Origin of the sequence: Actinophytocola sp. NPDC049390 (assembly GCF_044466355.1) — a bacterium.
Classification (GTDB): Bacteria; Actinomycetota; Actinomycetes; order Mycobacteriales; family Pseudonocardiaceae; genus Actinophytocola.
On the sequence record NZ_JBITMQ010000030.1, the window covers coordinates 15,045 to 41,779 of the forward strand.

General features: G+C 72.0%; 19 protein-coding genes. 3 read left to right on the forward strand and 16 right to left on the reverse strand.

The window, feature by feature from the left end; genetic code table 11:
• Nucleotides 1-36 precede the first annotated feature (36 nt).
• From ACIBVP_RS44440 to ACIBVP_RS44460, 5 genes are all read right to left on the reverse strand, one after another.
• On the reverse strand, nt 37-981 hold the full coding sequence (locus ACIBVP_RS44440; protein ID WP_396112608.1) for a phosphotransferase: 945 nt from the start codon (nt 979-981) through the stop codon (nt 37-39).
• Nucleotides 978-2,339, reverse strand: a complete 1,362-nt coding sequence (locus tag ACIBVP_RS44445) for an MFS transporter (RefSeq protein WP_396112609.1) — start codon at nt 2,337-2,339, stop codon at nt 978-980. Before ACIBVP_RS44445 ends, ACIBVP_RS44440 begins: the two co-directional genes overlap by 4 nt.
• A complete protein-coding gene (locus tag ACIBVP_RS44450; protein ID WP_396112610.1) occupies nt 2,336-3,223 on the reverse strand; it encodes an SRPBCC domain-containing protein in 888 nt (295 codons plus the stop codon). Before ACIBVP_RS44450 ends, ACIBVP_RS44445 begins: the two co-directional genes overlap by 4 nt.
• A 127-nt stretch (nt 3,224-3,350) precedes the next feature.
• Nucleotides 3,351-4,172 (reverse strand): alpha/beta fold hydrolase, encoded by an 822-nt coding sequence (locus tag ACIBVP_RS44455; protein WP_396112611.1) that lies wholly within the window; start codon nt 4,170-4,172, stop codon nt 3,351-3,353.
• A 26-nt stretch (nt 4,173-4,198) separates the two neighbouring features.
• Nucleotides 4,199-5,677: a flavin-containing monooxygenase gene (locus ACIBVP_RS44460; protein WP_396112612.1), complete on the reverse strand. Its 1,479-nt coding sequence runs from the start codon at nt 5,675-5,677 to the stop codon at nt 4,199-4,201.
• A 109-nt stretch (nt 5,678-5,786) separates the two neighbouring features.
• Here ACIBVP_RS44460 and ACIBVP_RS44465 point away from each other — a divergent pair, with 109 nt between their 5' ends.
• Nucleotides 5,787-6,089, forward strand: a complete 303-nt coding sequence (locus tag ACIBVP_RS44465; RefSeq protein WP_396112613.1) for a hypothetical protein — start codon at nt 5,787-5,789, stop codon at nt 6,087-6,089.
• Nucleotides 6,090-6,523: 434 nt separating this feature from the next.
• Here the strand turns inward: ACIBVP_RS44465 and ACIBVP_RS44470 are convergent, their stop codons facing one another.
• The 7 genes from ACIBVP_RS44470 to ACIBVP_RS44500 form a co-directional block, all read right to left on the reverse strand.
• Complete coding sequence (locus ACIBVP_RS44470; protein WP_396112614.1) at nt 6,524-7,471, reverse strand: DNA double-strand break repair nuclease NurA; 948 nt, start codon at nt 7,469-7,471, stop codon at nt 6,524-6,526.
• 10 nt (nt 7,472-7,481) lie between these two features.
• Nucleotides 7,482-9,917, reverse strand: a complete 2,436-nt coding sequence (locus tag ACIBVP_RS44475) for an AAA family ATPase (protein WP_396112615.1) — start codon at nt 9,915-9,917, stop codon at nt 7,482-7,484.
• Nucleotides 9,918-11,075 (reverse strand): exonuclease SbcCD subunit D, encoded by a 1,158-nt coding sequence (locus ACIBVP_RS44480; RefSeq protein WP_396112616.1) that lies wholly within the window; start codon nt 11,073-11,075, stop codon nt 9,918-9,920.
• Nucleotides 11,076-11,086: 11 nt separating this feature from the next.
• The gene (locus tag ACIBVP_RS44485; protein WP_396112617.1) at nt 11,087-12,868 is read right to left on the reverse strand and encodes an ATP-binding protein; all 1,782 of its coding nucleotides are present in this window, start codon (nt 12,866-12,868) and stop codon (nt 11,087-11,089) included.
• A gap of 84 nt (nt 12,869-12,952) precedes the next feature.
• Nucleotides 12,953-14,224 (reverse strand): M1 family metallopeptidase, encoded by a 1,272-nt coding sequence (locus ACIBVP_RS44490; RefSeq protein WP_396112618.1) that lies wholly within the window; start codon nt 14,222-14,224, stop codon nt 12,953-12,955.
• Nucleotides 14,215-18,048, reverse strand: coding sequence for a Pls/PosA family non-ribosomal peptide synthetase (locus tag ACIBVP_RS44495; protein WP_396112619.1), 3,834 nt, complete (start codon nt 18,046-18,048; stop codon nt 14,215-14,217). The genes ACIBVP_RS44490 and ACIBVP_RS44495 overlap by 10 nt, the downstream gene beginning before the upstream one ends.
• Before the next feature lie 173 nt (nt 18,049-18,221).
• Complete coding sequence (locus ACIBVP_RS44500; RefSeq protein WP_396112620.1) at nt 18,222-18,500, reverse strand: DUF2277 domain-containing protein; 279 nt, start codon at nt 18,498-18,500, stop codon at nt 18,222-18,224.
• A 166-nt stretch (nt 18,501-18,666) separates the two neighbouring features.
• On the opposite strand from ACIBVP_RS44500, the gene ACIBVP_RS44505 reads away from it, so the two are divergent.
• Both ACIBVP_RS44505 and ACIBVP_RS44510 read left to right on the forward strand, forming a co-directional pair.
• Nucleotides 18,667-19,473, forward strand: a complete 807-nt coding sequence (locus ACIBVP_RS44505; RefSeq protein WP_396112621.1) for an SGNH/GDSL hydrolase family protein — start codon at nt 18,667-18,669, stop codon at nt 19,471-19,473.
• Between the two features lie 284 nt (nt 19,474-19,757).
• On the forward strand, nt 19,758-20,411 hold the full coding sequence (locus ACIBVP_RS44510) for a LuxR C-terminal-related transcriptional regulator (RefSeq protein WP_396112622.1): 654 nt from the start codon (nt 19,758-19,760) through the stop codon (nt 20,409-20,411).
• Here ACIBVP_RS44510 and ACIBVP_RS44515 read toward each other — a convergent pair.
• The 4 genes from ACIBVP_RS44515 to lanKC all read right to left on the reverse strand — a co-directional run bounded on the left by ACIBVP_RS44515 (nt 20,397) and on the right by lanKC (nt 26,730).
• Entirely contained in the window at nt 20,397-22,064 is a 1,668-nt protein-coding gene (locus ACIBVP_RS44515) for an ATP-binding cassette domain-containing protein (protein ID WP_396112623.1), read from the reverse strand. The genes ACIBVP_RS44510 and ACIBVP_RS44515 overlap by 15 nt on opposite strands.
• Before the next feature lie 147 nt (nt 22,065-22,211).
• Nucleotides 22,212-23,822 carry an ABC transporter ATP-binding protein gene (locus tag ACIBVP_RS44520; protein ID WP_396112624.1) on the reverse strand — a complete coding sequence of 537 codons (1,611 nt, stop codon included), beginning with the start codon at nt 23,820-23,822 and terminating at the stop codon, nt 22,212-22,214.
• Nucleotides 23,823-23,942: 120 nt separating this feature from the next.
• Nucleotides 23,943-24,089 (reverse strand): SapB/AmfS family lanthipeptide, encoded by a 147-nt coding sequence (locus ACIBVP_RS44525; protein WP_396112625.1) that lies wholly within the window; start codon nt 24,087-24,089, stop codon nt 23,943-23,945.
• A 25-nt stretch (nt 24,090-24,114) separates the two neighbouring features.
• Nucleotides 24,115-26,730, reverse strand: a complete 2,616-nt coding sequence (gene lanKC, locus ACIBVP_RS44530) for a class III lanthionine synthetase LanKC (RefSeq protein ID WP_396112626.1) — start codon at nt 26,728-26,730, stop codon at nt 24,115-24,117.
• Nucleotides 26,731-26,735: the final 5 nt, after the last annotated feature.

Consider the following 26,735-nt stretch of genomic DNA (forward strand, 5'->3'; position numbering starts at 1 on the left):
ATCCGCTACCCCCGACAACCCCCGGCATTTGGCAGGTCAGTCGCTCTTGGCGAGGTCCGACCAGCTGCGCGCGAGGAGTCCGGTGAGATGCTGACGCGGGGCGTCCGCGAACTCCCGTGCCTGGTCATGGCCCTGCATGCGCAGCGCGCGGTCCCAGACGAGTGTCCGTGCGACTTTCCCCACCCAGCATGCCAGCTCCAGCTCGGCCACGAGCTCCCGGTGTGGCGCGAGATCGCTCCACACCTCCAGGTAGGCGTCCCGGATACGCCGGACGGCCGCATCGTCCGGGCCCACGCCCAGACGCCTGCGGACGCCCGCCGCGGGCAACAGCATGCTCGCGAACGGGTGCGCGACGACGGCGTCTCCCCAGTCGTAGAAGCGGATGTGATCGCCGTCAGCGAACACGTTGCCCGGGTGGAGATCGTTGTGGTCGATGCTCGCGGGCACCGGTGACGCCGCGAGCCGGGCGCACCACTGCGCGTAGGCCGGCCGCATGGCGCGGACCTCGTCGAGCGGGTCGCCGGTCGTCGCCGTGACCGAGGCCACTGCCTCGTCGAACCGGTCGGGCATGACGTGGGGTCGCATGTCCGCGACCCCGAACGACAGCAGCGCACCGGTGTGCGGGGCGAGGGCGCGTTGCAGCCGGCCGTACTCGGGCAGGACCGCGACCAGCGCGGCCACGAGGTCCGTGTCCGACTCGGCGAGCGTGGTGCCGCCGTCGGGCAGCAGCACCCAGCCGCGGTCGAGGTCGACGGCGATCGGGTGCAGGACCCATGCCGGCGTGACGCGGGCGAGCAGTTCGTACAGCGCCACCTCGAACACGGTCCCGGGCCCCGGCGCCTTCAGCCAGACGGGTCCACCCGTGGTCTGTGCGGTGTGCACGGTGCTCCACGGGCGGTCGTGCGGGCAGGTGATCTCGCCGGTCCTGCGCAGTCCGGCGGCCGCGAGCCGTTCGTCCAGCCACTCCGCGCGATCGCTCATGCACGCGACCTCACCACAAGCGCCGCGGCCAGGAGAACCACCCCGGCACAGACGGCTGCCGACGCGTTCAGTGCGCCCACCAGTCCGGCACCGCCACGGGCGACGGCCATGCCGATCATCCCGAGCACGGCGACGCCTGTCGCGAGGCCCAGTTCACCGGCGGTTTCGGTGAGTGCGGCGGCGGAGCCGGCCTCCTCGGCCCGCACCGCCTGCATCGCCATGATCGCGCACAGTCCGCCCATGGGCCCGATCCCGGCGCTCTGCACGACGATGCCCGTGATCATCAGGGGCAGTCCGCCGTCGACCTGGGTGAGCAGGACGAACCCGACGGCGGCGACCACCAGCCCGCCCGCGATCACGACCGGAGCGCGGACAACCCTCGTGAGCAGCGGGGACACCTGGATGACGACGAGCATCGCGAGCGTGCCGGGCAGCAGCCACAGCGCGGTCTGCAGTGTCGACAGGCCCTCGACGCGTTGCAGGTACAGGGAAACGAACAGGGTGTTGCCCGCGGTCAGCCCCGCGACCATGGTGAGCAGCAGGCCGGCACGGAAGACGCGGTTGCCGAACAGCCGCAGGTCGAGCAGTGGTGTGGCGAGCCCGCGCTGCCGTGCGACGAACCGGTGCCCGGCGACGAGTCCGGCCACGACCGCGATCACGGGGAGCGTGTCGAAGCCGTTGCGGGACAGTTCTTTCAGGCCGTACACGACGGGCAGGACGGCGGCCAGTGACAGCGCGACGCTCGGCAGGTCGAGGCGGGCGGGCTCGGGGTTGCGGTGTTCCGGCAGGAACACCGGGCCGAGCACGAGCAGGGCCACCATCACCGGCACGCCGATCAGGAAGGCGGCGCCCCACCAGAAGTGTTCGAGTACCGCGCCGCCGATCACCGGGCCGAGCGCGGAACCTCCCATGAAGCAGCCCATCCAGATCGCCATGGCGGTCGCGTGCTGCTTCCGGTCGGTGAACATGGTGTGGATGAGCGACATGGTCGACGGCATGATCGTCGCGCCCGCCACGCCGAGGAGCGCCCTGGTGGCGATGAGCATCTCGGGCGAGGTGGAGTAGGCGGCGAGGACGGACGCGACGGCGAACGCGGCGGCGCCGATCAGCAGCAACCGTTTGCGTCCGACGCGGTCGCCGACGTTGCCCATGGTCACGAGCAGTCCGGCGAGGACGAACCCGTAGCTGTCGGTGATCCACAGCTGCTGGAGGTCACCGGCGCCGAGGCTGGTCGCGAGGTGCGGAAGCGCCAGGTAGAGCACGCTCATGTCGAGTGCGACGAGGATGGTGGGCAGCGCGAGGACGGCGAGGCCCAGCCACTCGCGGCGTCCTGCTCTCGGTGGTGCCGCGGTGGTCATGTCAGGCCCTCGGCGAGCACCCCGTCGCCCATGCCGGGCCATTCCACGGACAGCCAGATGGGCCGGAAGTCCGGCAGCTCGTGGTAGCGGCGCAGCGCGGCCATGCCGGAGAGCCAGCCGGTCCAGTCGGCGTAGGGCGGGTTGTCGCCGTCGAAACCGCTGTTCACGAAGGTGAGCCGGGTCCTGCCCCGCGAGCCGTCCAGTTCCCAGGTGGACACCATGTCGCCCCAGTCGAGCCCGACGCGCCTGCCCGGTTCGAGGTCGGTGATGCGGGCGGTGGCGTTCTCGTCGCCGAAGTCCTGTCCCATGGCCCAGCGGCCACCGACGTGCGGTTCGACGGAGATGTTGGCCTGGAACCACTGGCGGAAGCGGTCGGGGTCCATGAGGGAGGCGTAGACGTCGTCGGGGGCGGCGCCGACGGTGATCTCGGCGCGGAGGGCGTCCTTCTGGGAGAAGTCGCACTTCGGGGTGGTCGCGCGGCCTTCGACGTGGTCGACGAGGTTGGCGATGGCCAGCGACCAGAACGTGCCGAGGATCGCGAGCGGGGTGGTGTTGGCGACGGCGTCGGAGTGCTGCGGCGGGTCGCTCTGCGAGAGGGCGATGACGGTGCCGTCGTCCTGTTCGGACAGAGCGAACTCGACGGTCGTGTCGACGTCGTGCACCCGCCACGCGAAGCGCAGCGTGTGGTCGTCGACGTGCAGGAGGCGCTGGCTCGGTGTCTCGCCGTCGGGAGTGTGGCGGCCCCAGAAGGCGAACGTGCGCGGCAGGTCCACCTCGGCGTGCTCGGCGAGCCAGACCTCCAGCGCGGCGGCATCGGTGAGCGCGGCGCGGACGGCGGGCAGCGGTGCGGACGTCCTGGCACGCAGCTTCAGCGGCTTCATCATACGAGAAGTGTTGTACGTAAAACACTTCTTTGTCAATAGGGCGCGCGCTGACCTGCGGAAACCACACGATCCGGTGACCTACCTGGCCGCCACCAGCCCGCCGACATAAGCTGGACACATGTTCGAATCACGCACCCCAGAAGTCCACCAGCAGCTCGCTCATCTCCTCGGCCCGCTCGACCTGGGGCATGTGCCCCGTGTTCTCGAAGAGGTGGAAACGCGCGTGCGGCAACAAGGTCCTCGCCGCCTCGAGGTGCGTCGCGGGCAGGATCAGGTCCCGGTCCCCCCACACGACCAGCGTGGGCACCTTCGCCGCCGCGACGGCGGCGAGCAGTTCGTCCCGCCACGCCTGCCGCACCCCGCGCAGAGACCCGAGGCTGCGAGCCAGGTCGGTCATCACCCGCGCCGCGTGCGGTCGCGTGGCGATCCGGTAGCCGTACTCGACGCGCTCGTCGGTCACATACGCCTGGTCCACGTACAACGACCGCTCGACCTGGCGCGCCCCGTACCGCGATGGCCGCAACAACAACGCGGCCAACCCCCGCACGGCCAGCAGCCGCAGGGCAATCGTGACTTCCTTGCCGAAGCCGGCACTGTTCACGAGCGCCAACGACCGCACGCGCTGGGGTGACCGCACGGACACCCGCATCGCGACAGCGCCCCCGAGCGAGTTGCCCACGAGGTGTGCGGGTTCGGCGACGTCCACGGCGTCGAGGAACCGCTCGACGAAGTCGGCGAGTGCCTGCAGGCTGTACCGCCCCGGTAGGGGATCGGACCCACCGAAACCCGGGAGATCCACGCTGTAGACCCGAAAACGGTCGGAGAGGAGTGCGTGCTGATCGGTCCAGTCGGCGTGCGTACGCGCGATCCCGTGCAGCAGCACCACCGGGTCACCGTCGCCGTCGACGCGGTAGCGGGTACGCAGTCCGTCGACTGTCACTTCGGTCATCGTGGCCGCCCCTTGACTCCGCCGGGCTAGAACGGAGCCGTGGTCCGCACGCGCTCGAACCGCACGTCATCGGTCAGGGGACCGCGACGCATCAGGAGCACGTCCATCGGGTAGTTCTGGTACAGGCGCCACGGCGCGACAGGTCCCTGCTTCGGCAGCTTGTCCAGACTGCGCAGCACGTAACCCGACTTGAGGTCGATCAGCGGCACCGTGTCGACCTCCGGGTCCGTGAGCTCCGGCGTCACGCTCTGGTAGCCGTGCTCGCGCATGTGGTTCAGCAGGCGGCACACGTACCCGGCCACCAGGTCCGCCTTCAGGGTCCATGACGCGTTCGTGTACCCGATGGTCAGCGCGAAGTTCGGCACCCCGGACAGCATCATGCCCTTGTACGCGATGGTGTCGCCGAGGTCGACCGGTTCGCCGTCGACGGTCAGGGACATGCCGCCCATGGCCAGCACGTTCAGCCCGGTGGCGGTGACGATGACGTCGGCCGCCAGCTCCTCGCCGGACGCCATGCGCAGGCCGCGCCGCGTGAACCGGTCGATGGCGCCGGTGACGATGGAGGCGCGGCCCGAGCGGAGGGACGTGAAGAGGTCACCGTCGGGGACGAAGCACATGCGCTGGTCCCACGGGTCGTACCGGGGCGCGAAGTGCGTGTCCACGTCGTAGCCCGCGGGCACCTGGGCGAGGATTCCCTTGCGCAGCAACGCCTTCATCGCCTTCGGGATGCGACGGGACAGCTGGAAGAGGAGCATCGCGGTCAGCACGTTCTTCCAGCGCAGCGCCGGGAACAGCACCCGGGGCGGCACCTTGCCGATGAGCTTGTCGGCGATGATGTCCTTGCCCGGCAACGTGAGCACGTAGCTGGGTGACCGCTGGACCATCGTCACGTGCTCGGCCGCCCGGGCCATGGCCGGGACCAACGTGATCGCGGTGGCGCCGCTGCCGATCACGACCACACGCTTGCCCGTGTAGTCGAGGTCTTCCGGCCAGTGCTGCGGGTGCACCACCGGGCCCTCGAAGTCGTCGACACCGTCGAAAGGAGGGGTGAATCCCTTGTCGTAGCGGTAATAGCCGGAGCACACGTACAGGAAGGAGCAGGTCAGGGTCACCGTCTCGACGACGTCCGCCGTGGTGCGTTCCGCGGTCACGGTCCACCGGGCGGCCGCGCGCGACCACTCCGCGGCGATCACCTTGTGGTGGAAGCGAATCGCCGAGTCCACGCGGAACTCGCGGGCCGTGCGCCGCACGTACTCGCGGATGGAGTCGCCGTCGGCGATGGCCTTCGCCTCCTTCCAGGGGCTGAAGGAGTAGCCGAGCGTGAACATGTCGGAGTCCGAGCGGACTCCTGGGTAGCGGAACAGGTCCCACGTGCCGCCGATGGCCCCGCGAGCCTCGAGGATCGTGAACGAGCGGTCCGGGCAGCGCTGCCGTAGGTGGCACGCGGCGCCGATGCCGGACAGCCCGGCGCCCACGATCAGGACATCGACGTGCTCCGTTGCCATGTCGAGCACGCTACACCGGCGACACAACGGATCCGGTGTCCGTGATTCACGCGGGGTCTGTCACCGTCGCGGGTGGTTTGGGCTGCGCCGGGCGAGGGCAGCCAACCTCATGCTGCACATCACGCCGGAAGCGGGACTGGCGATCCGCAAGCTCGTCGAGTCACAGGGTGTGGGCGCGAACGGTGGCCTGCGCGTGGAGGCCCGCGCGAACGAGCCGAGCTTCGAGATGTCAGTAGCCGCCATCCCGGACGAAACGGACCTCGTGGTCACCGAGGAGACGACAGGCGCCCGAGTCATGCTGGACACGCTGACCGCCGACTACGTCGACGACAAGGCCCTGGACGTGTCGGACACGGTGGAGAGCACCGCCCGCTTCACGCTGACCAGCCAGGGCACCACCGACCGCGACTGACCCGGGCCGACGCGCTCACGCTCGCCGCGGTCGCGCAGCAGACCGGGGTGGCCAACGCCGTCGCTGCGCTGCTGCACGCCCGGAGTGAACCCATGTCCAGACTCGCGCTCGCCCTCTCAGGCGTGCTGTTCCCGCTGTACCCCGCACTGAGACCGTGGGACGACGAGACCACCGCCGCCGGTGCGCGCGGGCCGCCATGGCCTCCGGAGCCTGGGTCGCGTCGCACCTCACCTACTACGGCGCCGAGGACTTCGGGCTCAACACCGCGGGCACCGACCTGCTGGCGGTCGCCGAGGCCCCCTACAACCCGGTCGCCGTCACGATGTTCGGGGTCGGGATGATCGCGCTCGCGGTCGGCGCGGTGCTCGGCGCGCTGGTCTGGCTCGCCGCCAACCTGTGGCAGGACCCGATCGTGCGGCGCGGGGGCGAAGGTCCTAGACGTCCAGGGCGCCGCGTAGCGACCGGTACAGCAGCGCGGCGTCGCCGAGGCGGTGCCGCAACTGTCGTTCCAGACCACCGATCGGCACCAGGTTCTGCGGCGCGCGCGGATCCTTGTGCGGTGTGCTCGCGAGCCGCGGCAACACGGTCGCGGTCATGTCGGCCAGCGCGATCGCGTCCGCACGCGACAGGTCGGCCGAGCACTCCAGCCGCACGATCGCCGACCACGGCACCCTCGTCGCGCCGGTCAGGCGCAGGTACCAGGACATCCGCTCCCACGACGTGCCCATCCGGAACACGGGGCTGCGCTGCCCCGGCCCCAGCGCGGCGACCACCTTCACCTGATCGGTCTGCAGGTACGACTTCTGGTGGGTCTTGACGTACCCGACGGTCCTGGCCAGGTGGGTCCGGCCGCGCAGGGGTCCGTCGACCACAAGCAGGTCGTCCTCCACACCGGAGTGCTCGCGCCACGCGCCCGCCAGCTCCACCTCCAGCTCGGACATCCGCTTGTTCACGCCGAGCGTCAGCTTGTCCAGCCCGCCGGTGGTGCGGTGGAAGGTGTACGTGGCATGGGAGGTCTTGATGTCCTCGCCCTCGGCGGCGAACACGCCGCGGTCGACCCTGACGTCCACGACCTGCGCGGCGCCGTCACAGCGGACCAGCCCCGCCGCGACCGACGCCACCACACCGGGCAACGGCTCCGGGCCGTCCCCGTGCTTCCAGATCCGGGCGTCGATGCGCTGCACCCCGTCGAGGAACAGCACCGACCCCGGCAACGGCCCGTCGCCCGGGGTCAGCGGACGCCACTGGGACGCGGGCAGCTCGACGTCGACGTCCAGCCGCGCGGACGACTCGCGGCCGTCCAGCTCGTCACCGCGTGCGACCCCGTAGCCGGGGTCCCACGGGTCGACGGTGTACGACGTCGGCGACAGCAGACCGGTCATGAACGCACCCTCACACCTCGACCCGCCGCAGTCGCGACGACGCGCCGTCGCGGGTCACGGCGAACTGCACCGGCACCCGCTCGGCCAGCGCCGGCACGTGCGTGACGATGCCGACCATCCGCTCGGTCTCCGACGCGAGCCGCTCCAGCGTGGCCGCCACCGTGTCGAGCGTGGCCTCGTCGAGCGTGCCGAAACCCTCGTCGAGGAACATCGAGCTGAGGTCCCGCTTGCCGCCGGACAGTCCCACGACCTGGTGCGACAGCGCGAGAGCCAGCGCGAGCGACGCCTGGAACGTCTCCCCGCCGGACAGCGTGTTCACCGGCCGCGTGGTGCCCGCGTCGTTGTGGTCGAGCACGACGAGGTCGTTGCGGGCGTCGCGGTGCAGCTCGTACTGCCCGCCCGACAGCTGCATCAGGATCTCCGACGCCTCCGTCACCAGCGACTCCAGCGCCTCCGCGCACAGCCACGCCTCGAACCCGTTGGACTTCAGCAGGTTCCCGAGCATGCGCGCGACCTGCTCCTCCTCACGGCACTGCTCGACCTCCTCGGCGAGTGCCGAGGACCGGGACCGCTTCTCCGCCAGCGACTCCCGGTCCCGCCGCGCGCCTTCCACGGCACGGCCGAGCGCCACGTCGGGCTTCTCCTTGGGCGGCACGGGCACGCCGTGCTCGTCCAGGAGGCGCGTCACGTCGGCGAGTGCCGTGGTGCCTTCGGACGTCAGGGCACGTTCGTTCTGCTCCAGGTCGGCCAGGCGGTCGGCGAGGGTGGTCTTCTGCTCGTCCGCCCAGGTGAGGAGCGCCTTCCAGGCCGCGGCCAGGTCGGCGCCCTCGACCGGAGGGGCACCGAGCGCGACGTACCGGTCGCGGCCGGCGCGCAGTGCCTGCCACGCCAGCTGTTCCTCGTCGCCGAGGGCGGCCCGCTGCTTCTGGGCCTCCTCCACCGCACGGCGGGCGGCACGCGCACGGGTGCGTGCCCGTTCCGCGGCGGCGTCCGCCGCCTCGCGCTTCTCCAGCGCGGCCTCGACCTCGGCGAGCGGCGGCGCGGAGCGCAGCTCGGCGGTCAGCTCGGCCGACTGCCGTTCGGTGGCCTCGACCTCGGCCCTGGCCGACGCGGCCGCCTTGCCGGCCTCCCCGTGCGCCTTGCGTGACGCCGTGACCTGGGTCTTCGCCGCCTTCACCGCGGCGCGCGCCTCGTTGAGATCGGCAGGCACGGCGTGGTGGGGCAGGTCGTGGACCTGCTGGCGGCACACCGGGCACGGCTCGCCCTCGACCAGGTCCGCCGCGAGCGCGACCGCGCGGTCCGCGCGGTCGGCGACGGTCTGCGCCTCCTCGGCCTCCGCGACGCCCTGTTCTGCGGCCGTGAACTCGGCGGCCGCCGCCCGCTCGGCCGCTTCCGCCGCGTCGGCGGTGGCACGCAGCCGCTCGAGGCGGGTGATGAGGGCGGCGAACCGGGTGTGGGCGTCCCGCCAGCGGGACAGCTCGGCGTGCTCCGGCAGGCCCGCGCGGGCGGTCTCCGCGTCGGCCTCTGCCTGCTCGGCCTCGGTGCGTTCCACCGTGCGCCGGGTGACCTGCTCCTCGGCGTCCGCCAGGCGCGTGGCCAGGTCGACGACGTCACCCGGTCGCCGCAGCCCACCGAGGTCGCTGTGCGCCTGCCGCGCGGTCTCGGTGGCGGCGTGGGCGTCCTTCCACCTCTCCCGCACGTCGGCCATCTTCTCGACGGCCTCGTCGACGGCCGGCACGAGCGCTTCGAGGTCGGTGACCCGCTTCTCGGCGGCCGCGACGACCTCGTCGGTGACCGTCCCGATCTGGTTGAGCTGCTTCTCGGTCATCTCGAGCTTGCTCTTGGCGACCCTGGCGCGTTCCCTCGCACGCTGCCCGACGTCCTCGTAGACGGCGTAGGCCAGCAGCTGGATCAGCAGGTCCTGCCGGTCGCTGGGCTTGGCCTGCAGGAACTCCGCGAACCGGCCCTGTGGCAGGACCACGCACTGCGTGAACTGCTCGTACCCGATGCCCAGCAGCTCGGACACGGCGCCGGTCGTCTTGTCGCCCTCGGCGAGCGAGGCGACCGGGTTCTCCAGGATCTTCGTCAGGTCGGCGTCCAGCGGCACCCCGGCGTCGAGCTGGTCGAGCCGCGCCTCCTTGGTCTGCACGTTGCCCTGCGCGGTCCGCCGCAGCAGCCGCACCGCCGCGTACCGGCCGCCCGCGGCCTCGAACACGAGGCACACCTTGCCCTCGTTGACCGACGGCGCGAGCGCGTTGCGGATGACGTTCCCCTTGCCCCACCGGGGAACCGTGCCGTACAGGGCGAAGCACAACGCGTCGATCACCGTCGACTTGCCCGCGCCGGTGGGTCCGGTGAGCACGAAGAAGTCGACGTCGTGCAGCTGGACGTCGGTTTCCTCGCGGTAGCTGCCGAAGCCCTCGAACATCAGGCGCAGCGGTCGCATCTACCTACCCCCGGTGGACTCGTCGAGCAGTTCGGCGAACATGGCGGCCAGGCGCGGGTCCTCGACCTCCTTCTCCGACAGGAAGTCCGCGAACAGGTCGGTCGGCGACCGGCCGATCCGCGACCGGACGACCCCGGCCTGCGCCTTCGCGCGGAACTTCTCGTCGATCTGCACGTCAAGGGTGTTCGGCAGCTTCTCCCGGACCAGGTCGGCGAGCCCCGCGCTGGCCTTCTGCGTGAGGATCACCCGCAGGAACGCGTCCCCGGCCTCCTCACCGGCGGCGACGACCTCGTCGAGCGTGCCGCGCAGCGTCGCGAGCGCGCGGCCGCCGGTCAGCGGCACGGGCCGGATCGTGGCGCGGGTGTCCGGCGTGACGGTGACGATCAACGCGACGGAGGTGTTGTCCTCCTCGCCGAAGTCCAGCGCGATCGGCGAACCCGAGTACGCGATGGGGCAGGGCCCGCCGATCTCCTGGTACCGGTGCAGGTGGCCGAGCGCGGCGTAGTGCGTGCGCACGGGGAACGTGTCGGGCGGCACCTCGTAGCCGAGCAGCGTCTGCACGGCCCGCTCACCACCGCCCCAGCGGCCGCCGAGCAGTGTCGCGTGCGTGGTGACGAGGTTGACGGTGTCGCCGGTGAAGCCCGCGCACAGCGTGTCGACGATCGCGCGCACGCGGTTGGCGTAGTCCTGGTTGTGCTGGGAAGGGTTGTGCAGCAACACTTCCGCGGCCCGCACCGCGTGCCGGTGCGACAGGAACGGCAACGCGGCCACCACTGCCTGCTCGCCGGAACGGGCCTTGAGCGTCACCGTGCCGCCGCGGTCGGGCCGTTGCGGGGTGCCGACGACGTGCATGCCCAGCTCGCCCAGCACCGGCCGGTACACGTCCTGCACGAGCCGCGCGTTGTCGTGGTTGCCGGCGAGGACCACCACGTGCCTGCCCTCGCCGCGCAACGCCATGAGCGTCTGCATGACCAGCCCCTGCGCCTGCGGGGTGGGCGCGGCCGTCTCGAACAGGTCTCCCGCGACGAGGACGAGGTCGACGTCCTCCTCGTTCGCGATCCGCACGAGGTCGCGGAGCACGAGGCGCTGCTCGTCGATGCGTGGCTGGTTCTTCAGCACCTTGCCGACGTGCCAGTCGGCCGTGTGCAGGATCTTCATACGCGCACTCTCTAGAACGGGGGCGGGTCGTCGTCCAGTCCGGCGAACGGGTCGGCGGGCGGCGCGGGTCCGTCGTCGACGCCGGTCCACGACCCCTTCTCGGCCGGGCGGGTGGCCCAGGCCGGGAACGGGAACTCGATCGCGAGCGGCACCGGGATGTCGGGCTGTGAGACGAACATCGTTCCCGGCTTGGCGATCGTTGCGCGCTGGCGCTGCGCGGGCGGCAGGTAGCCGTACTCGGGCCGCGACGCCTCCGCCGGGTCGAGCCGCCCGGCGACGCGGATGGAGCAGTTCGCGACGATGCGCCGCTCCACCTCGGACGCGGTCTGTTGCGCGCCGATGAGGATCACGCCGAGCGACCGGCCCCGCTCGGCGACGTCCAGCAGGATCTGCTTGATCGGGCTGTCGCCGTCGCGGGGCGCGTACTTGTTCAGCTCGTCCAGCACGATGAACATCAACGGCCGCGCGGTGCCCTGCTCCTCCTTGCGGCGGAACTCCTGCCGCAGCGACACACCGACCACGAACCGCTGCGCCCGGTCCGGCAGGTTGTGCAGGTCGATGACCGTGACCTGCGCCTTCGACGTGGTCAACGACCGGTCGCCCCGGTCCTTGAGGTCAGAGCGGATCAACCGCTCCAGGGGCTTCACGGCCGAGCGGAGGCGCCGCAGGAACGCGTTGACGCTGCCGGTCGACGTCGACCCGGCCACCCAGTCGCGGCGCAGCTCCTCGTCGAGCAGCTCGTCCTCGATCAGGCCGACGAGCTGCTCGAACGTGCGGATCGGGCCACCGTTGACCGCCTCGACGCCGGAGATCGAGATCGCCCCGTCCGCGCCCACCTTGGTGTAGTCGCGCTTCAGCCGGGCCGCGACCTGGCCGATCAGCATCGTGTACTGGGCGCGTTCGTCCTCGCCGTCGGCGAACACGAACGGCATCAGCTCCTGCTCGCAGAACTCGGCGAGCGTCCAGTAGAACGGCGACACCGCGCGGTCACGGGCCCGCACGTCCGGGGTGCCGTTCGGGTCCCCGGGTCGCGGCGGCGCGAACACCTGCACGTTGCGGAACGACGTGGACGGCAGGCCGAGCAGGCCGTACTTGGCGCGCATCTCGTCGGTGAGGCGGGAGTTCTCGTAGTCGAGGAACAGCAGGTCCTCGCCCTTGACGGAGAAGATCAGCGCCTTGGTGTTGTGCGCCTCGCCGTGCAGCACGCCGGAGTTGAAGATCGAGTGCAGCATGAACGTGGCGAACGAGGTCTTCGTCGCGATGCCCGAGACGCCGGAGATCGAGACGTGCCCGCCCCGGGTGCCGTCGACGAAGTCGAAGTTGAGGAACACGGGCTGCCCGTCCCGCCCGATACCGACCGGCACCTTCGAGTCGGCCATCGTGTCGAAGTAGAGCGCCGAGTCCCGCGCGTCACCCTCGGCCCGCAGCACCTCGGCGCCCGGCCGCGGCGGCACGTACACCTCGGGCTCGACACGGGTGACGGTGATCTCGGCGACCTCGGACACCTCGGCGGGCAGCGCGCCGTCGCGGATGAGGAACACGTCGGAGGCGAAGCGGGCGCCCTCGTGCCCGGCCTCGATCTGGGTGACGACCCCGGCGATCTGCACCTCGCTGCCGTCCGGCAGCTTCCGCTTGGTCACCACCACGTCGTCGAGCTGCAGGTACTGGTCGGCGGCGACGCCGACGGAGAACTCGAGCGGGCTGGCGGCGACCGTCCCGACCACGAGGCCCACCGGCCGCGAGCCCACCGCCAGGTCCGTCACGCCGTTCGGCGAACCGTTCGGCTCTGCCACACGCGCTCCTTCGATCGTCCGGGAGGTCCGCAGTCTATGTCCGCACGCGCACCCAGCCGGGGACCCCCGAACGCGGGTGTCGCGTCAGGGCAGGGCGGGCTGGTGGAGCCACTGGTCGAAGAACGCGGCGAGCGACCGGCCCGCGTGGCGTTCGGCCAGTGCCACGAAGTCGGCCGTGACGACCGTGCCGTGCCGGTGGGTGGTGGTCCACTCGCGGAGCAGGGCGAAGAACACGTCGTCGCCGAGCACCGTGCGCAGCGTGTGCACGGTCAGCGCGCCCCGCTGGTAGAGGCGGTCGTCGAACATGTCGCGGGCGTGCGGGTCGCCGATGCGCAGGTTCTGCGGCCTGCTCGCCAGCACCGTGCGTGACCGCGCCGCCAGCGCCTCCGCACGTGGTCCGCCCGACCGTTCCGACCACAGCCACTCCGCGTACGCGGCGAAGCCCTCGTTGAGCCAGATGTGCTGCCAGTCCGCCAGGCCGACGCTGTTGCCGAACCACTGGTGCGCCAGCTCGTGCGCGACCAGCCGCTCATGGCCGCGGTGCCCGTCGACGTGGTTCGCGCCGAAGATCGACAGGCCCTGCGCCTCGACCGGGACCTCCAGCTCGTCGTCGGTCACCACGACCGCGTACTCCGCGAACGGGTACGGCCCGAACAGGTCGGTGAACACCCGCATCATCTTCGGCTGGCGGGCGAAGTCGTGCTGGGCGGCACGCAGCAGCCCGCCGGACACCGCGAGGAGCTGCCCCGACGACAGCAGCACCCGCTCGTACGGTCCGATCTGCACGGTCGCGAGGTACGGGGCCATCGGCTCGTCCGCGACGTAGGTCCACACCGCGGTCGACCCGGCCGCGGTCCGCGACGCCAGCACCCCGTTCGCCACCACGGTGTACGCGATCGGCACGGTCACCTCGATGCGAAACGTGGCCTTCGCGCCGACGAGGTCGTTGCACGGGAACCAGGACGGCGCGCCGACGGGCTGGCTCGCGACGATCACCCCGTCGGTCAGCTCGTCCCAGCCGACCTCCCCCCAGTGCCGGGTGCGGACCGGTGCGGGCCGTCCCGCGTACCGGACCTCGACCGCGAACGGCGTGTCGACGAGGAACCGGCCCCGGATGCGCAGCTTGCCGGCCCGGTGCGTCCACCGCACCGGTTTGCCGTCCACCAGCACGCGTTCGATCCGGAACGGGCCGAAGTCCAGCGCCAAGGAGGCGTCCGCGGCCGACGCGACCACGGTCAGCCGCGCCTTCCCGGACAGCCTTCCGGTCGCCGGTTTCGTCGCCAGCGCGAGGTCGTAGTGCGAGACCCGGTATCCGGCGGCGCCGTGCCCGAGTAGGTCGGTGTCCCTCAGTGACATGCCTCGGGCCATGCCGCGACGGGGTTGCCGAGCCAGCGGGTGCCCGCGGGCACCTGCTCGCCCGCCATCACGAGCGACGCGGGTCCGACACACGTGTGCGCCCCGACGGTGGTTCCCGGCAGCACGATGCCGTGGGGCCCGAGTGTCGCGCCCTCGGCGAGGGTTACCTGGTCCATGCGCAGGATCCGATCATGGAACAGGTGGGTTTGTACAACACACCCCCGGTTCACGGTCGCACCGTCACCCAGACGGACCAGGTCGGCCTCGGGCAGCCAGTACGAGTCGCACCACACACCGCGGCCGACCCGCGCACCCAGTGCCCGCAGCCACCACGACATCAGCGGCGTCCCGCCGACCGCGCCGACCAGCCACGGCACCGCCAGGACCTCGACGAACGTGTCCGCCAGCTCGCCCCGCCACACTCCCGACGACCACAGCGGCCGGTTGCGCGCGGTGAACCGGCCGACCAGCGCCCACTTGGCCGCCACGGCGACCGCGCACGCGACGAGCCCGCCGCCCGCGAGCAGCACGCCGGAGAAGAGCAGCCCGAACTCGGCGATGCCCGCCACCACCAGCACGGCGAGCGCGACCGAGCACATCATCGGCACGACCCGGCACAGCTCGACGAGCGCGCGGGCGGCCAGCAGGCGGCGGGACGGCTTGTAGGTGCGCTCGGCGTCGCCGCTCTCGGCCACGCGCGGCAGCTTCATCGGCGGCATGCCCAGGTAGGAGCTGCCCGCCTTGGCCCGCTTCGGCGCCGCGGACAGCACGCCGACGAGGCCGCGTTTGGGCACCGACCGGCCGGGTGCGGCCATGCCCGAGTTGCCGACGAACGCCCGCTTGCCGACCCGGACGGACGCGATCCGCAGCCAGCCGCCGCCGAGTTCGTAGGCGGCGACCATGGTGTCGTCGGCGAGGAACGCGCCGTCGCCCACGGTGGTCATCGCGGGCAGCGCGACGACGGTCGACGCCTCGACGTGCCTGCCGACCCGCATGCCGAGCGCACGCAGCCACACGGGTGTGAACAGGCTGGCGTACAAGGGGAACAGGAGGCTTCTCGCGGAGTCCATGAGCCGCAGCGTGGTCCACGCCTGCCACGCGATCCGGCCGCGCACGGGGTGGTGCCCCTCACGCAGGCCGATGCCGAGCAGCCGCACGGACACCAGCGTCAGCAGCGCGTGCGTGACGAGCCAGGTCACCGTCACGGCGGGCACCGCCGCGAGCGCGGCGCCCAGTGTCGGGGTGCCGCCGAGGAACAGCGTGAGCACCCACAGCGCGGGCAGCGCGGACACGACCGGCAGAAGGCCGAGCAGCACGGTGGTGACGTCGTAGATGGCGAGCCACGTGCGTGGCCGGGCCGGGCGGGCCTTGGGCCAGCGGTGCGCCGACTTGCCGTCCTTGACCGCGGGCACGCCGGACCAGCGCTGCCCGGTCGGCACGGCGCCGAGCACGCCGGAACCGGGCGCGATCTCGGCCCGCTTGCCGATGCGGGCGCCGGGGAACAGGGTGCTGCGCGCGCCGACGGTCGCGCCGGCGCCCACGCGGATCTTGCCGATGTGGACGAGGTCGCCGTCGACCCAGTGGCCGGACAGGTCGACCTCGGGCTCGATCGCCGCGCCGCGGCCGAGCTTGAGCATGCCGGTGACCGGCGGCAACGAGTGCAGGTCGGCGCCCTCGCCGATCTTCGCGCCGAGCGCGCGGGCGTAGTGGGTCAGCCACGAGCCCGCGAGGTCGGTGGCGCCGGACCGTTCGGCGAGTTGCTCGGCCGCCCACAGTCGCAGGTGGACACCGCCGCCGCGCGGGTAGGTGCCGGGTTTGACGCCACGCAACAGCAACCGGGCGCCGCCCGCGGCGAGCGCGAGGCGGCCAGGTGGGCTGAACAGGAGCAGCCAGCCCGCGCCGACGAGCCACCACGAGGTGGTGAACGGGAAGCCGAGCACGTTCCCGAGCGCCGCGAGCACGACCGTCCACCGCAGACCGACGATCGTCAGCAGCGGCAGCATCGCGAGCGTCTGGATGACGCCGGCGCGCCGCGGCACGGGCGTGATCTCGCGGGTCGACGCCTGCGTGCCCGCCAGCTCGTCGAGCCGCGCGGCCAGGGCCGCGACGGTCGGGTGGTGGTAGACGTCGCTCACCGACACCGACGGGTAGTCGGCGCGGATCAGCGACACGACCCGGGCGGCGGCGAGGCTGCCGCCACCGCACGCGAAGAAGTCCGCGTCCGGCCCGGCTGGCGACGCGCCCAGCACCTCGGCCCAGCGCTCGCCGAGCCACGCCTGGGTGCCGTACAGCTCGGCCGCGTCGACCTCGCCCGTGACGTTGCCGGAGTCCAGCGGCCATGGCAGGGCGTTCCGGTCGACCTTGCCGGACGTGCGGGTGGGCAGCGTGTCGACGCGCGCGAGCCGCGGCACGAGCGCGGCGGGCAGCGCGTCCCGCAGCCGTGCCACGGCGGCTTCGGCGTCGAAGTCCTGCGCGACGACGTACCCGACGAGCAGCTGCGTGCCGCTCGCGGTGGTGCGGACGGCCGCGGCGGCGCCGGAAACACCCGGCAGTGCCTGCAGTGCGGCGTCGATCTCGCCCAGCTCGATGCGGCGGCCGCCGAGCTTGACCTGCTCGTCGGCGCGGCCGAGGAACACCAGCCCCTCGGGCTCGGCCCGCACGAGGTCACCGCTGCGGTAGGCGCGGGTCCAGCCCAGCGACGGCAGCGGCGCGTACTTCTCGGCGTCCTTGGCCGGGTCGAGGTACCGGGCGAGGCCCACACCGCCGATGACCAGCTCACCCGTGCCACCCATGGGCACGACCTCGCCAGCCTGGTCGACGACCGCGAGCTCCCAGCCCGCGAGCGGCAGCCCGATGCGGACGGGGCCCTCGCCGGTCATGCGGGCACCGCACGCGACCACCGTGGCCTCGGTGGGGCCGTAGGTGTTCCACACCTCGCGGCCGTCCTGGGCGAGGCGTTCCGCCAGGTCGGGCGGGCAGGCCTCGCCGCCGAGGATCAGCAGCCGCACGTCCAGCAGCGCCTCGGCGGGCCACAGCGCGACCAGCGTCGGGACGGTCGAGACGACGGTGATCTCCTGCTCGACCAGCCACGGCCCGAGGTCGACGCCGGTGCGGACGAGCCAGCGCGGCGCGGGGACCAGGCAGGCGCCGTTGCGCCACGCGAGCCACATCTCCTCGCAGGAGGCGTCGAAGGCGACGGACAGCCCGGCGAGCACGCGGTCGTCGGGGCCGATGGGGTCGGCGGCGTCGTCCGCGAGGAACAGGTCCGCCTCGGCGTCGACGAACGCGGCGGCGGAGCGGTGGCTGACGGCCACGCCCTTCGGCTTGCCGGTGGAGCCGGAGGTGAAGATGATCCACGCGTCGTCGTCCAGCCCCGCGGGCCCGCGCCCGGCCGGGGTGTCCCGGATGGCCAGCTCGCGGCCCTCGCCGAGGACCGCGCACACCGCGGCCTCGGAGAACACGAGGTCGGCGCGCTCGTCGGGGTCCTCGAAGTCGACCGGCACGTAGGCCGCGCCGGCGGCGAGCACGGCGAGGATCGCGACGTACAGGTCGGCGGTGCCGGACGGCACGCGGATCCCGACCCGGTCACCGGCGCCGATGCCCTCGGCCGCGAGCTTCTGGCGCAGCTCGTCGACGGCCGCGAGCAGCGCGCTGTAGGTGAGCACGGTCGTGCCGTCGTCGAGCGCGGGCGCCGCCGGATGACGGGCCGCGGTGTCGGCGAGGACGTCGTTCAGCGTGCGTGGCGCGGCGGCCGCGGCGCCGCTGAACCGCGCGAGCGAAGTGGTGAGCGTGTCGAGCAACGACTCGGTGCAGACGGCGGTCATCGACCACCCGCCGGACACTGGCGCAACGGATCCTCCGTCAAGCAAGCGCTGCGTCCGACTGCGTACGGGGCAGCGACCCCGTCTGTCCGTCAGACGGGCGACCCGCGACTCTACCTCGCGTTCACGCTCAGTACCCAATCAGGCCACTCGGCCGTGTGAGATGTCACAGACGGTTATTGGTTGGCCGCCCTTGCCGCGATCCGGGCACGGACCTCCGGCCTGCGCAGCGGCGGCACCGTCGACGGCGGCTGCTTGCGCGGCGGCAACTCGGTCAGCAACCGGGTGGTGGTCGCGGAGATCTCGGCCACCGCGCGCTCGATCGCCTCGCGGGTCTTGTCGGTGACCGACGAGACGCCGGACACCTTGCGGACGAACTGGAGCGCGGCCGCCTGGATTTCCTCGTCGGTCGCGGCCGGCTCGAGACCGCGGAGCGGGGTGATGTTTCGGCACATGCGCCCGACTGTAGCCCTCCGGCCTGGTGGCGACAGAAAGTTGCGAACTCTCTCGAACAGCCGAAAACCTTTACCGCTTCGGCCGATTGCCTGGTCCCGGCGCCGGCACTCACGCTGATCATGTCCGGCCTCCCGGACGTTCCCCTGCTACGTGTGGAGGCAGCCCATGCGACACGGCACCTGGCTGGCGTTACCCATCGCCGTCGCCGTCCTGCTCACCCTCATCGGCATCAGCCCCGCCCAGGCGGCCGCCGGCCCGTACACCGCGCTCGGCGACTCGTACTCGTCCGGCGTCGGCACCCGCACCTACTACTCGGACAGCGGCTCCTGCTACCGAGGGCCGAACGCGTACCCGGTCAAGGTCGCCGCCCGGCTCGGCGCCCCGCTGACGTTCGCCGCGTGCTCCGGCGCGCGCGTGCCGGACGTGCTGAACCAGCTCGGCAGCCTGAACGCGAGCACCACGCTCGTGACCGTGTCGGTCGGCGGCAACGACGCCGGGTTCGCGGACGTGATCACCCAGTGCGCACTGCCGTGGCCGTGGACGTGCACCACGGACATCAACAACGCCAACAACTACATCCGCAACACACTGCCGGGCACGCTGAACAACCTGTACACGCAGATCCGCACGCGCGCGCCCAACGCACGCGTCGTCGTGGTCGGCTACCCGCGCCTGTTCAACGGTGAGGAATGCAACCTCGGCGCCCGGATCAGCCGGTCGGAGCAGTCGGCGCTGAACGCGACCGCCGACCTGCTCGCGACGACCATCGCGGGCCGGGCCGCGGCACACGGGTTCCGGTTCGTCGACGTGCGGTCCGCGTTCACCGGGCACGCCGTGTGCGACGACGTCGAGTGGCTCAACGGTCTCTCGGACCCGGTGCGCGAGTCCTACCACCCGAACACCGCCGGACACACGTACGGCTACACCCCGCTGGTCGCGAACGCGTTGAGCGCCGCGGTGACACAGGCCTGAACCACGTACGGGTACCAGTGCACTGGTGCGGATGCCGTAGCGCATCTGCACCAGATGCACTAATCATTCCAAATTCGACCGAGTGGGTCTTCGTTACGCCATACGAGAATTTCGAAACCTATTTTCCGTAGCATTACCGCGCCGTATCCACCTCATTGTTTCCCTCGTTGCTCCATGTGCAGGACGAGCTGTAACGGGAATTCCATCGCACCGGACCTACCTGTGTGGGAACGGCGATCGGATGGGGTCGCCGACCAGGCTGATTACCGTCCCCAGGAGGAGGCATGACGCGTCGGAATCTCGGCAACCCGGCGGGACAGGAGGAGGGAAGATCCATCCGCGTGTTACTCGCGGAAGACATGGACCTCCTCCGGACCGCTCTCGTGAGCCTGTTGTCGGTCGAGGAGGACATCGAGGTCATCGCCGATCTGAAATGCAACGAGAAGGCCGTCTCCGTCGCCGTCCGCTTACGGCCGGACGTGGCGGTCGTCTCCGCCGACCTGCCGGCGAACAAAGGCCTCACGACCGTCCACGAGTTGCGGAAGCGACTTCCGGAGTGCCAGATTGTCGCACTCACCGTCAAGCGGCCGGTCGGTTTGCTGACACGACTGCTCGCCGCGGACGTCTCGGGTTTGATCGACAAGGACGCCCCCGCCGCCCGGCTGCTCCACGCGATCCGCGGCGTCGCCCAGGGCGGCACGGTGATCGACGCGAACCTGGTGGTCGCGGCGCTGTCGGCGGGCCGGAACCCGTTGACCCCGAGGGAGGTGGCGGTGCTGCGGCTCGCGGCCGAGGGCGCGAGCGGCCCGGAGATCGCGAAGGAGCTGTCGCTGTCGCCGGGGACCGTGCGCAACTACCTGTCGAACGCGATGAACAAGACCGGCGCGCGGACGAGGATCGACGCGATCCGCATCGCTACCGAGTCAGGCTGGCTGTGACGCGGGGGTGCGACCGGCGTCCCAGTGGCCGAGCAGGTCGCGGTAGAGCGGCGAGGTGCGCAACAGGGTGCCGTGGTCGCCGACCGCCGCCCCCGACCCGTCGAGCACGAGCACCCGGTCGGCACGCAACGCGGAACTGACGCGGTGGGCGATCACGACGAGCGTGCCCCGTGCCGCGAACGCCTCCTCGGCACGGCGTTCGGCGGGCGGATCGAGGTGGCAGGTGGCCTCGTCGAGCACGACGAGCGGCGCGGGCGACAGGTAGGCCCGCACGAGCGCGACCAGTTGCCGCTCCCCCGCGGACATCGACGACGGTGACAGCTCGGTGTCGTAGTCGCCGAACGTGGCGCCGACGGCAGCGGCGGCCGCGTCCAGTTCCGCCGTCGTGGCGGCGGGGTTGAGGTAGGTGAGGTTCTCGCGCAGGGTGCCGGTGAAGACGTAGGCCTCCTGCGGGATCAGCACCCGCGTCAGCTCGGGCCGGGCGAGGTCGGCCGCCCGCACGCCACCGACGGTGACCCGGCCGTCGTCCGGGCGCAGCAACCCGCAGAGCAGGCTGACCACGGTCGACTTGCCGATACCGCTGGGCCCGACGACGGCGAGGTGCTCACCCTCGTCGACGACGAGGTCGAGGCGGTCGACGACCGGCTCGGCGCGCGGCCCGTACGCGAAGGTGACCCCGTCGAGCCGGACGGCGTGCCCGTCCGGCACCCCGTCCTTGACGGGCGCGGCGGCGACATCGCTGGCGGCGAGCACCCGTCCGAGCGTGATCACGAACCGCAGCCCGCTGCCGCCGACCCCGGCGACGAAGTTCTGCAGCGCGGGCTGGAGTCCGAAGAGGACATACGTGGCGCCGCCCATGATCGCGCCCGCGGTCAGCCCGCCACCGACGAGCCACGGCCCGGCGAACAGAAGCACCAGCAGGGGTAGCCACCCGCCGACGGCGAAACACGCGGTCCGCAGGGCGGCCACCGTGGCGAGCGCGCGTTCGGCGGCGGCCTGCTCGGCGATGGGCGCGGCGACCAACGCGGCCGCCTCGTCCTCGCGGCCGCACGCGGCGACGTCCCGGACGCCGGAGAAGACCCGTTCGGCGGCGTCACCGAGTCGTTCGTCGGCGAGCACCGAGTCCCGCTGGCGCGCGGCGGCGACCCCGAGCACGGCGAGGAACGCGGTCAGCCCGAGGAGGAACGGCGGCAGGATCAGCACCGCGATGACGGGCGCGACGGACAACGACCCGACGACCACGCCGACGACGGTGACGAGGAACCCCCGCACGACGATGACGAGCCCGGCGTAGGTGTCCCGCACGATCTCCACCTGCCGGGTCAACCGGGCGAGCGCCCCGTCGGCGCCGTTGCGCAACGCGCCCCCGACGACACGCCGGACGAGCTTGTCGCGGAACGGCTCGGCGAGCTCGCCGAGCCGCCGGAACACCATCCGCGTGCCAACGGCGCCGATCACCGAGACCAGCAGGAGGGACGCGAGCCAGAGGAGCCCCACATCCGGCCGCCCGGCGAGGAAGCCGCGGTCGACGGCGTTGGCCACGACCAACCCGGACACGGCGGCGGGCAACGCCTCGGGAACCGACCAGACGAGGAGCGCCACGGTGGGCCGAGGAACCAGCGAGGTGGCGGCGTAGCGGAGTTCCCGTTTCACGTCAACACCCGCCCCAGCCGACCCCGAACGACAGTCCCATCCGTACGGCCCGGGGCCCCCCGATTTCAACGCTACCAGCGGGCACCGACAATTCCGGGCGCGCGGCGCATCGGCGGTGGGCGCGACAAGTCCTTCGATGTGCGACCGTCATCCGAACACCTCGCGGTACTCGCGGTCCGCCCACAGCTCCTCGTGCGTGCCCACCGCGCGCACGCGGCCCTCCGCCAGCCACACCACCAGATCCGCACGCGCGGCGGTCGACAGCCGGTGCGTCACCACCAGCCGGGTCCGCCCACCCGCCTCGATCATCGCGTTGCTGATCCGCAGTTCCGTCACCATGTCCACACTGGACGTCGCGTCGTCCAGCACCAGCAACCGCGACGCGCCCCACGCCCGCGCCAGTCCCAGCCGCTGCAGCTCACCGCCCGACATCGGCGCCGACGACAGCGGCGTGTCGTACCCGGACGGCAGCCGCGACACGAACTCGTGTGCGTACGCCGCCCGCGCCGCCTCCTCCGGGCGCGCCCCGATCGCCGCGCCCACCGTCGCACCGACCAGGCGTGGCCGTTCGAACGCCACCCCCACCGCCGCCCGCAGCTCCGCGTGCGACAACGCAGGCAACGGCACCCCGTCCAGCAGCACGGTCCCGGCCGTCGGGTCACGCAGCCGCGCCGCCACCTCCGCGAGCACCGACTTCCCGGCCCCCGACCGGCCCACCACGGCCGCCGAGGAACCGCCCGGCACGGTGAAGGAAACGTCGCTCAGCAGCCCGTCGACCGACACCCCGCAGAACGCCAGCCGCCCCCGCCCCCACGGCAACGCCCCGTCCCCGTGCGCCACGACCGGCGCCGCCAGCACCGCACCCACCCGGGTCGCACCGGCCCGGGCCCGTGCCAGCCTGCCGAACACGCTCGTCAGGTTCCCCAGCCCCGCGCCGAGCATCGCGTACTGCCCGGCCGCGAACAGCTCCCCCGCCGTGATCCGCCCCGCCGACAGCGCCCATCCCCCGGTGCCCAGCACCGCGACCAGCACCAGCGGTCCCACCACCGCGCCCTGTGCCGCCGACCCCGACAGCACCCGCCAGCTCCGCATGCCCTGCTCGTGCAGCTCGGGCAACGGCGCCAGCACCCGGCGCTCCTCCCGGTCGACGGTGCCCGCCGCGGCGATCGTCCGCAGCCCGGTGAGCGACTCCGACAGCCGCGCCGCGATCCGGCCCTGCACCGTCAGGTACGAGGTCACCACCGACGCGGTCCGCAACGTGAACAGCCGCAGCACCACCGCGACCAGCGCGACACCGGCGAGGAACGCCACCGAGAGCCAGACGTCCAGCCACGCCAGCAGGAACAGGCTGCCCACCGGCGGGAGCACCGCCGTCCACACCGTCACCAGCGCGGGCCCCGCGTTCGCGGCCTCCACCGCGTTGCCCGACACCCGGCTCACCAGGTCACCGGTCGCGAACCCGTGCCGGGGGCCCGCCGCCAGCACGTGCCGCACCACCCGGTCACGCAGCCACGCGGTCGTGCCCGCGACGCACGCCGTGCCGGCGAACGCGTCGACCAGATCCGTCGCGATCCCCAGCACCACCACACCCGCCGCCAGCCAGAACCACACCGGCGAACCGCCGTAGACGATCGCGTCGACCGCCTTGCCCAGCACCACCGGCAACGCCAGCGCACCGACCGTGCCGAGCAGCGCGCTGAACCCGATCACCGGCAGCCAGGCGCCTGCTTTCCGGACGATCTCGCCGAAGGCGGTCACGGGTTACCCTTTCCGCAGGGTCGCGGCCCCGGACAAACGCCAGTTGTCCGGGACCGCGTCCCGCTACGACATCCAGGTGGACGTCAGCTGAGCGACATGCCCACTCAGCGGCGGATTCACTCAGTGGCAGATCAGCACGCTCAGGCCGGAGCCGCCACCGCACAGGGTGACGGACAGGTTGGACGGGCAGGAGTGCCCGCTGCCGCTGCTGCCGCCGGTCGCGGTCTGCGGCGCGGCTTCCATGCCCTGCAGGTCGAGAAGTGCCATTGTCGGCTCCTTATTCGGGGTTTCCTCACTGACCCACGCCTGCTGGCGCGGGGGTCTGTTGGGTCAGGGTCAGCAACGGTGCCCGTACCGACCGGTCGTGCAGTGCGGCACCGAGCGCGAGCAGCACGCCCGCGGTCCCGGTCGCGAGGTCCATCGACAGTCGCAGCAGCCCGGTCCCGGGGAACGCCATGCCGTCGCCGTACGGCAGCGCGTGCCACGCGAGGTTGCGGACCTGCCGGGCGACGTCCGGGTCGGTGACGGGATCGGCGGCACGGCCGGCCAGGTAGAGCAGCACACCGGCGCGACCCGTGAGCAGGCCCGGCAGGATGTACATGGGTGAGCGGGCGGTGCGGGCCACCGCCGCCGACACCTCGGCGAACCGGTCGTCGTGGCGCCTGCGCAGGTACTCGTCGAGCACCACGCCGATGCCGATGCTGCCGCCGTCGAGGTAGGGCATGGACCGCCAGCCCTCGTTGACCTCGACCGTGCCGTTGTCCCGCCACACGCACCGCCGCAGGTCGAACCGCAACGCGTCCGCCGCGCGGTCGAGGTACGCGGCGTCGCCGGTGACGTCGTACATGCGCAGCAGGAACAGGGCCGCGCCGGACCGGCCGCGGAACAGGCCCGCCCACGGCTGACCGGACCCGCTGACCGGGTTCTCCTCGGTCGCCTCCTCGGGGCCCTGCGCGTCCGCGACGAGTTCCGCCGCCCGGTGCGCGGCCGTCCGCAGGCCGGCCTCGGCCGTCGACTCGGCCAGGTGCAGCAGGTTCAGCCCGAACCCGGACACGCCGCCGAACAGGTCGTGCCCCATGGACTCCCAGTTCTCGCGCAGGCAGATGTCGACGACGTCGAGCGCCTCCTGCCGGTGGCCGAGGTGCGCCAGCGTGAACGCGGCACCGTGCAGCCCGTCGTAGAGACCGAGTCTGCTGCCACCCGGTGGGTTCGTCGCCCGCCGCAGCAGCCACTGTTCGTACTCCTCGACGCGGCCGCCGCCGGTGACGTCCAACGCGTACAGCACTCCGGCCGCACCGTACGCGAGCCCGAGCCCACCGACCGCGAACTGTTGCGGGTCACCGGGGAACAGCCGGTCGTCGCGCTCGGGTGTGGCGCTCGCGTGGATCGACCTCACCAGGTCGGCACGCAGCGCCGGCCAGGTAGCGGGGTCCGGTTCGATGCGCGGGTGCGGCACGTCCGGCGTGCCGGGCGGCACGATCGTGTCGATCGCGGTCCGCAGGAACTCCTCCGGCACCGGGAAGTGCTCGGTGATGATCTCCGCGAAGTGCCGTGCCTTCAACCGGTGCAGGCCGAGCAGGTTGGTCATCGGCAGGAACAGCGCGAACTTCAGGCACGCCAGGGCGTAGCGGTCCATGGCGAACCCGTGCACGTCGCGCGGTGGCGCGAAGCCGGGGTTGTTGAGGCCGGGCCGCGTGGCCTCCTCGACCGGCGCCGTCACCTCGTAGTCCAGCAACGCGACCGTGTCGTCGGGACGCACCACGATGTTGAACAGGTGCAGGTCGCCGTACACGATCCCCCGTGCGTGGATCTGCGCGACGGTCTCGGTCACCTGGTGGTGGATCTTCCTGGCCCACCGGGTGAAGTCGGCGTAGTCGGCCGCCGTCGACGACGGGTCGACCAGCGGGTAGCGCAGCACGATCGCCTTGCCGAGCACGTCGCCGTCGACGTGGTCCATGACGAGGAACAGGTGCTCGCCCACCGTGAACAGGTCGTGCACCGCCGGGACGCCGGGGATGCCCGCGAGCCTGGTGAGCGTCTCGTGCTCGCGGGTCAGGCGCTGGACCGCGTCGTGGCCGTAGCTGTCGAGCCCGGCGTGCGGGCGTGCCTCCTTGAGCACGATCTCGTCGCCGGTGCGGGTGTCGCGGCCCGCGTAGATGCCGCCGCCGTTGGAGAAGTGCAGCACCCGCTCGATCGTGTACGGCAGGTCGGCGACGGTCACCGCGTTGCGGGCCGCGAGATGCGGTTCGAGGAACGCGGGGAGCGTCACCCACGCGGGCACGTGGAACACGGGGTCGCGGCGGTCGGCGACGAGGTTGCCGTCGAGGTCCGCGATGGCCTCGACCACCGCACCCGTGCTGTCCACCGTGTGCCGGTTGGCGAAGGCGCCGTACCGCACGTAGAGCGGGCCGCTCCCCCAGCGCAGGTCGGAGAGGATGTAGGGGCTGCGCTCACCGTCGAGCTGACCGCCGAGTTCGGTGAGGATGCGCTCGCACGCGGCGTCGTCCGCCGGGTAGATCGTGACGAGCTTGCCCGCGTACCCGCGCGGCGCGTACTTCGACACCCGGGCGAGCAGCGCGGTGGACGACCGCAGGAACTTGAACGAGATGCCGCGCGCGACGCAGTACTCCCACACCGTGTCGAGGACGCGGTCGGCGTTGTCCTGGGTCGCCGAGGCGTGGATCTTCCAGCCCTGCAGCGGGAGAGCCTGCCGCACCGGCGGGTTGATCACGAACCAGTCGTCCTGTTCGCGCGACGTCCACCCGTCCGGCAGCGGGCGCGCCGCGGTCGCGAACGACTCGCCCGCGGTGGCCTCGGAGTGCATCGCGTCGTAGAACGACGGATCAGCCATGCAGAACGGCTGGTAGTCCTGGTCCATCCCGGTTCGCTCCGCTCGTCGGTAGGTCACCCGAG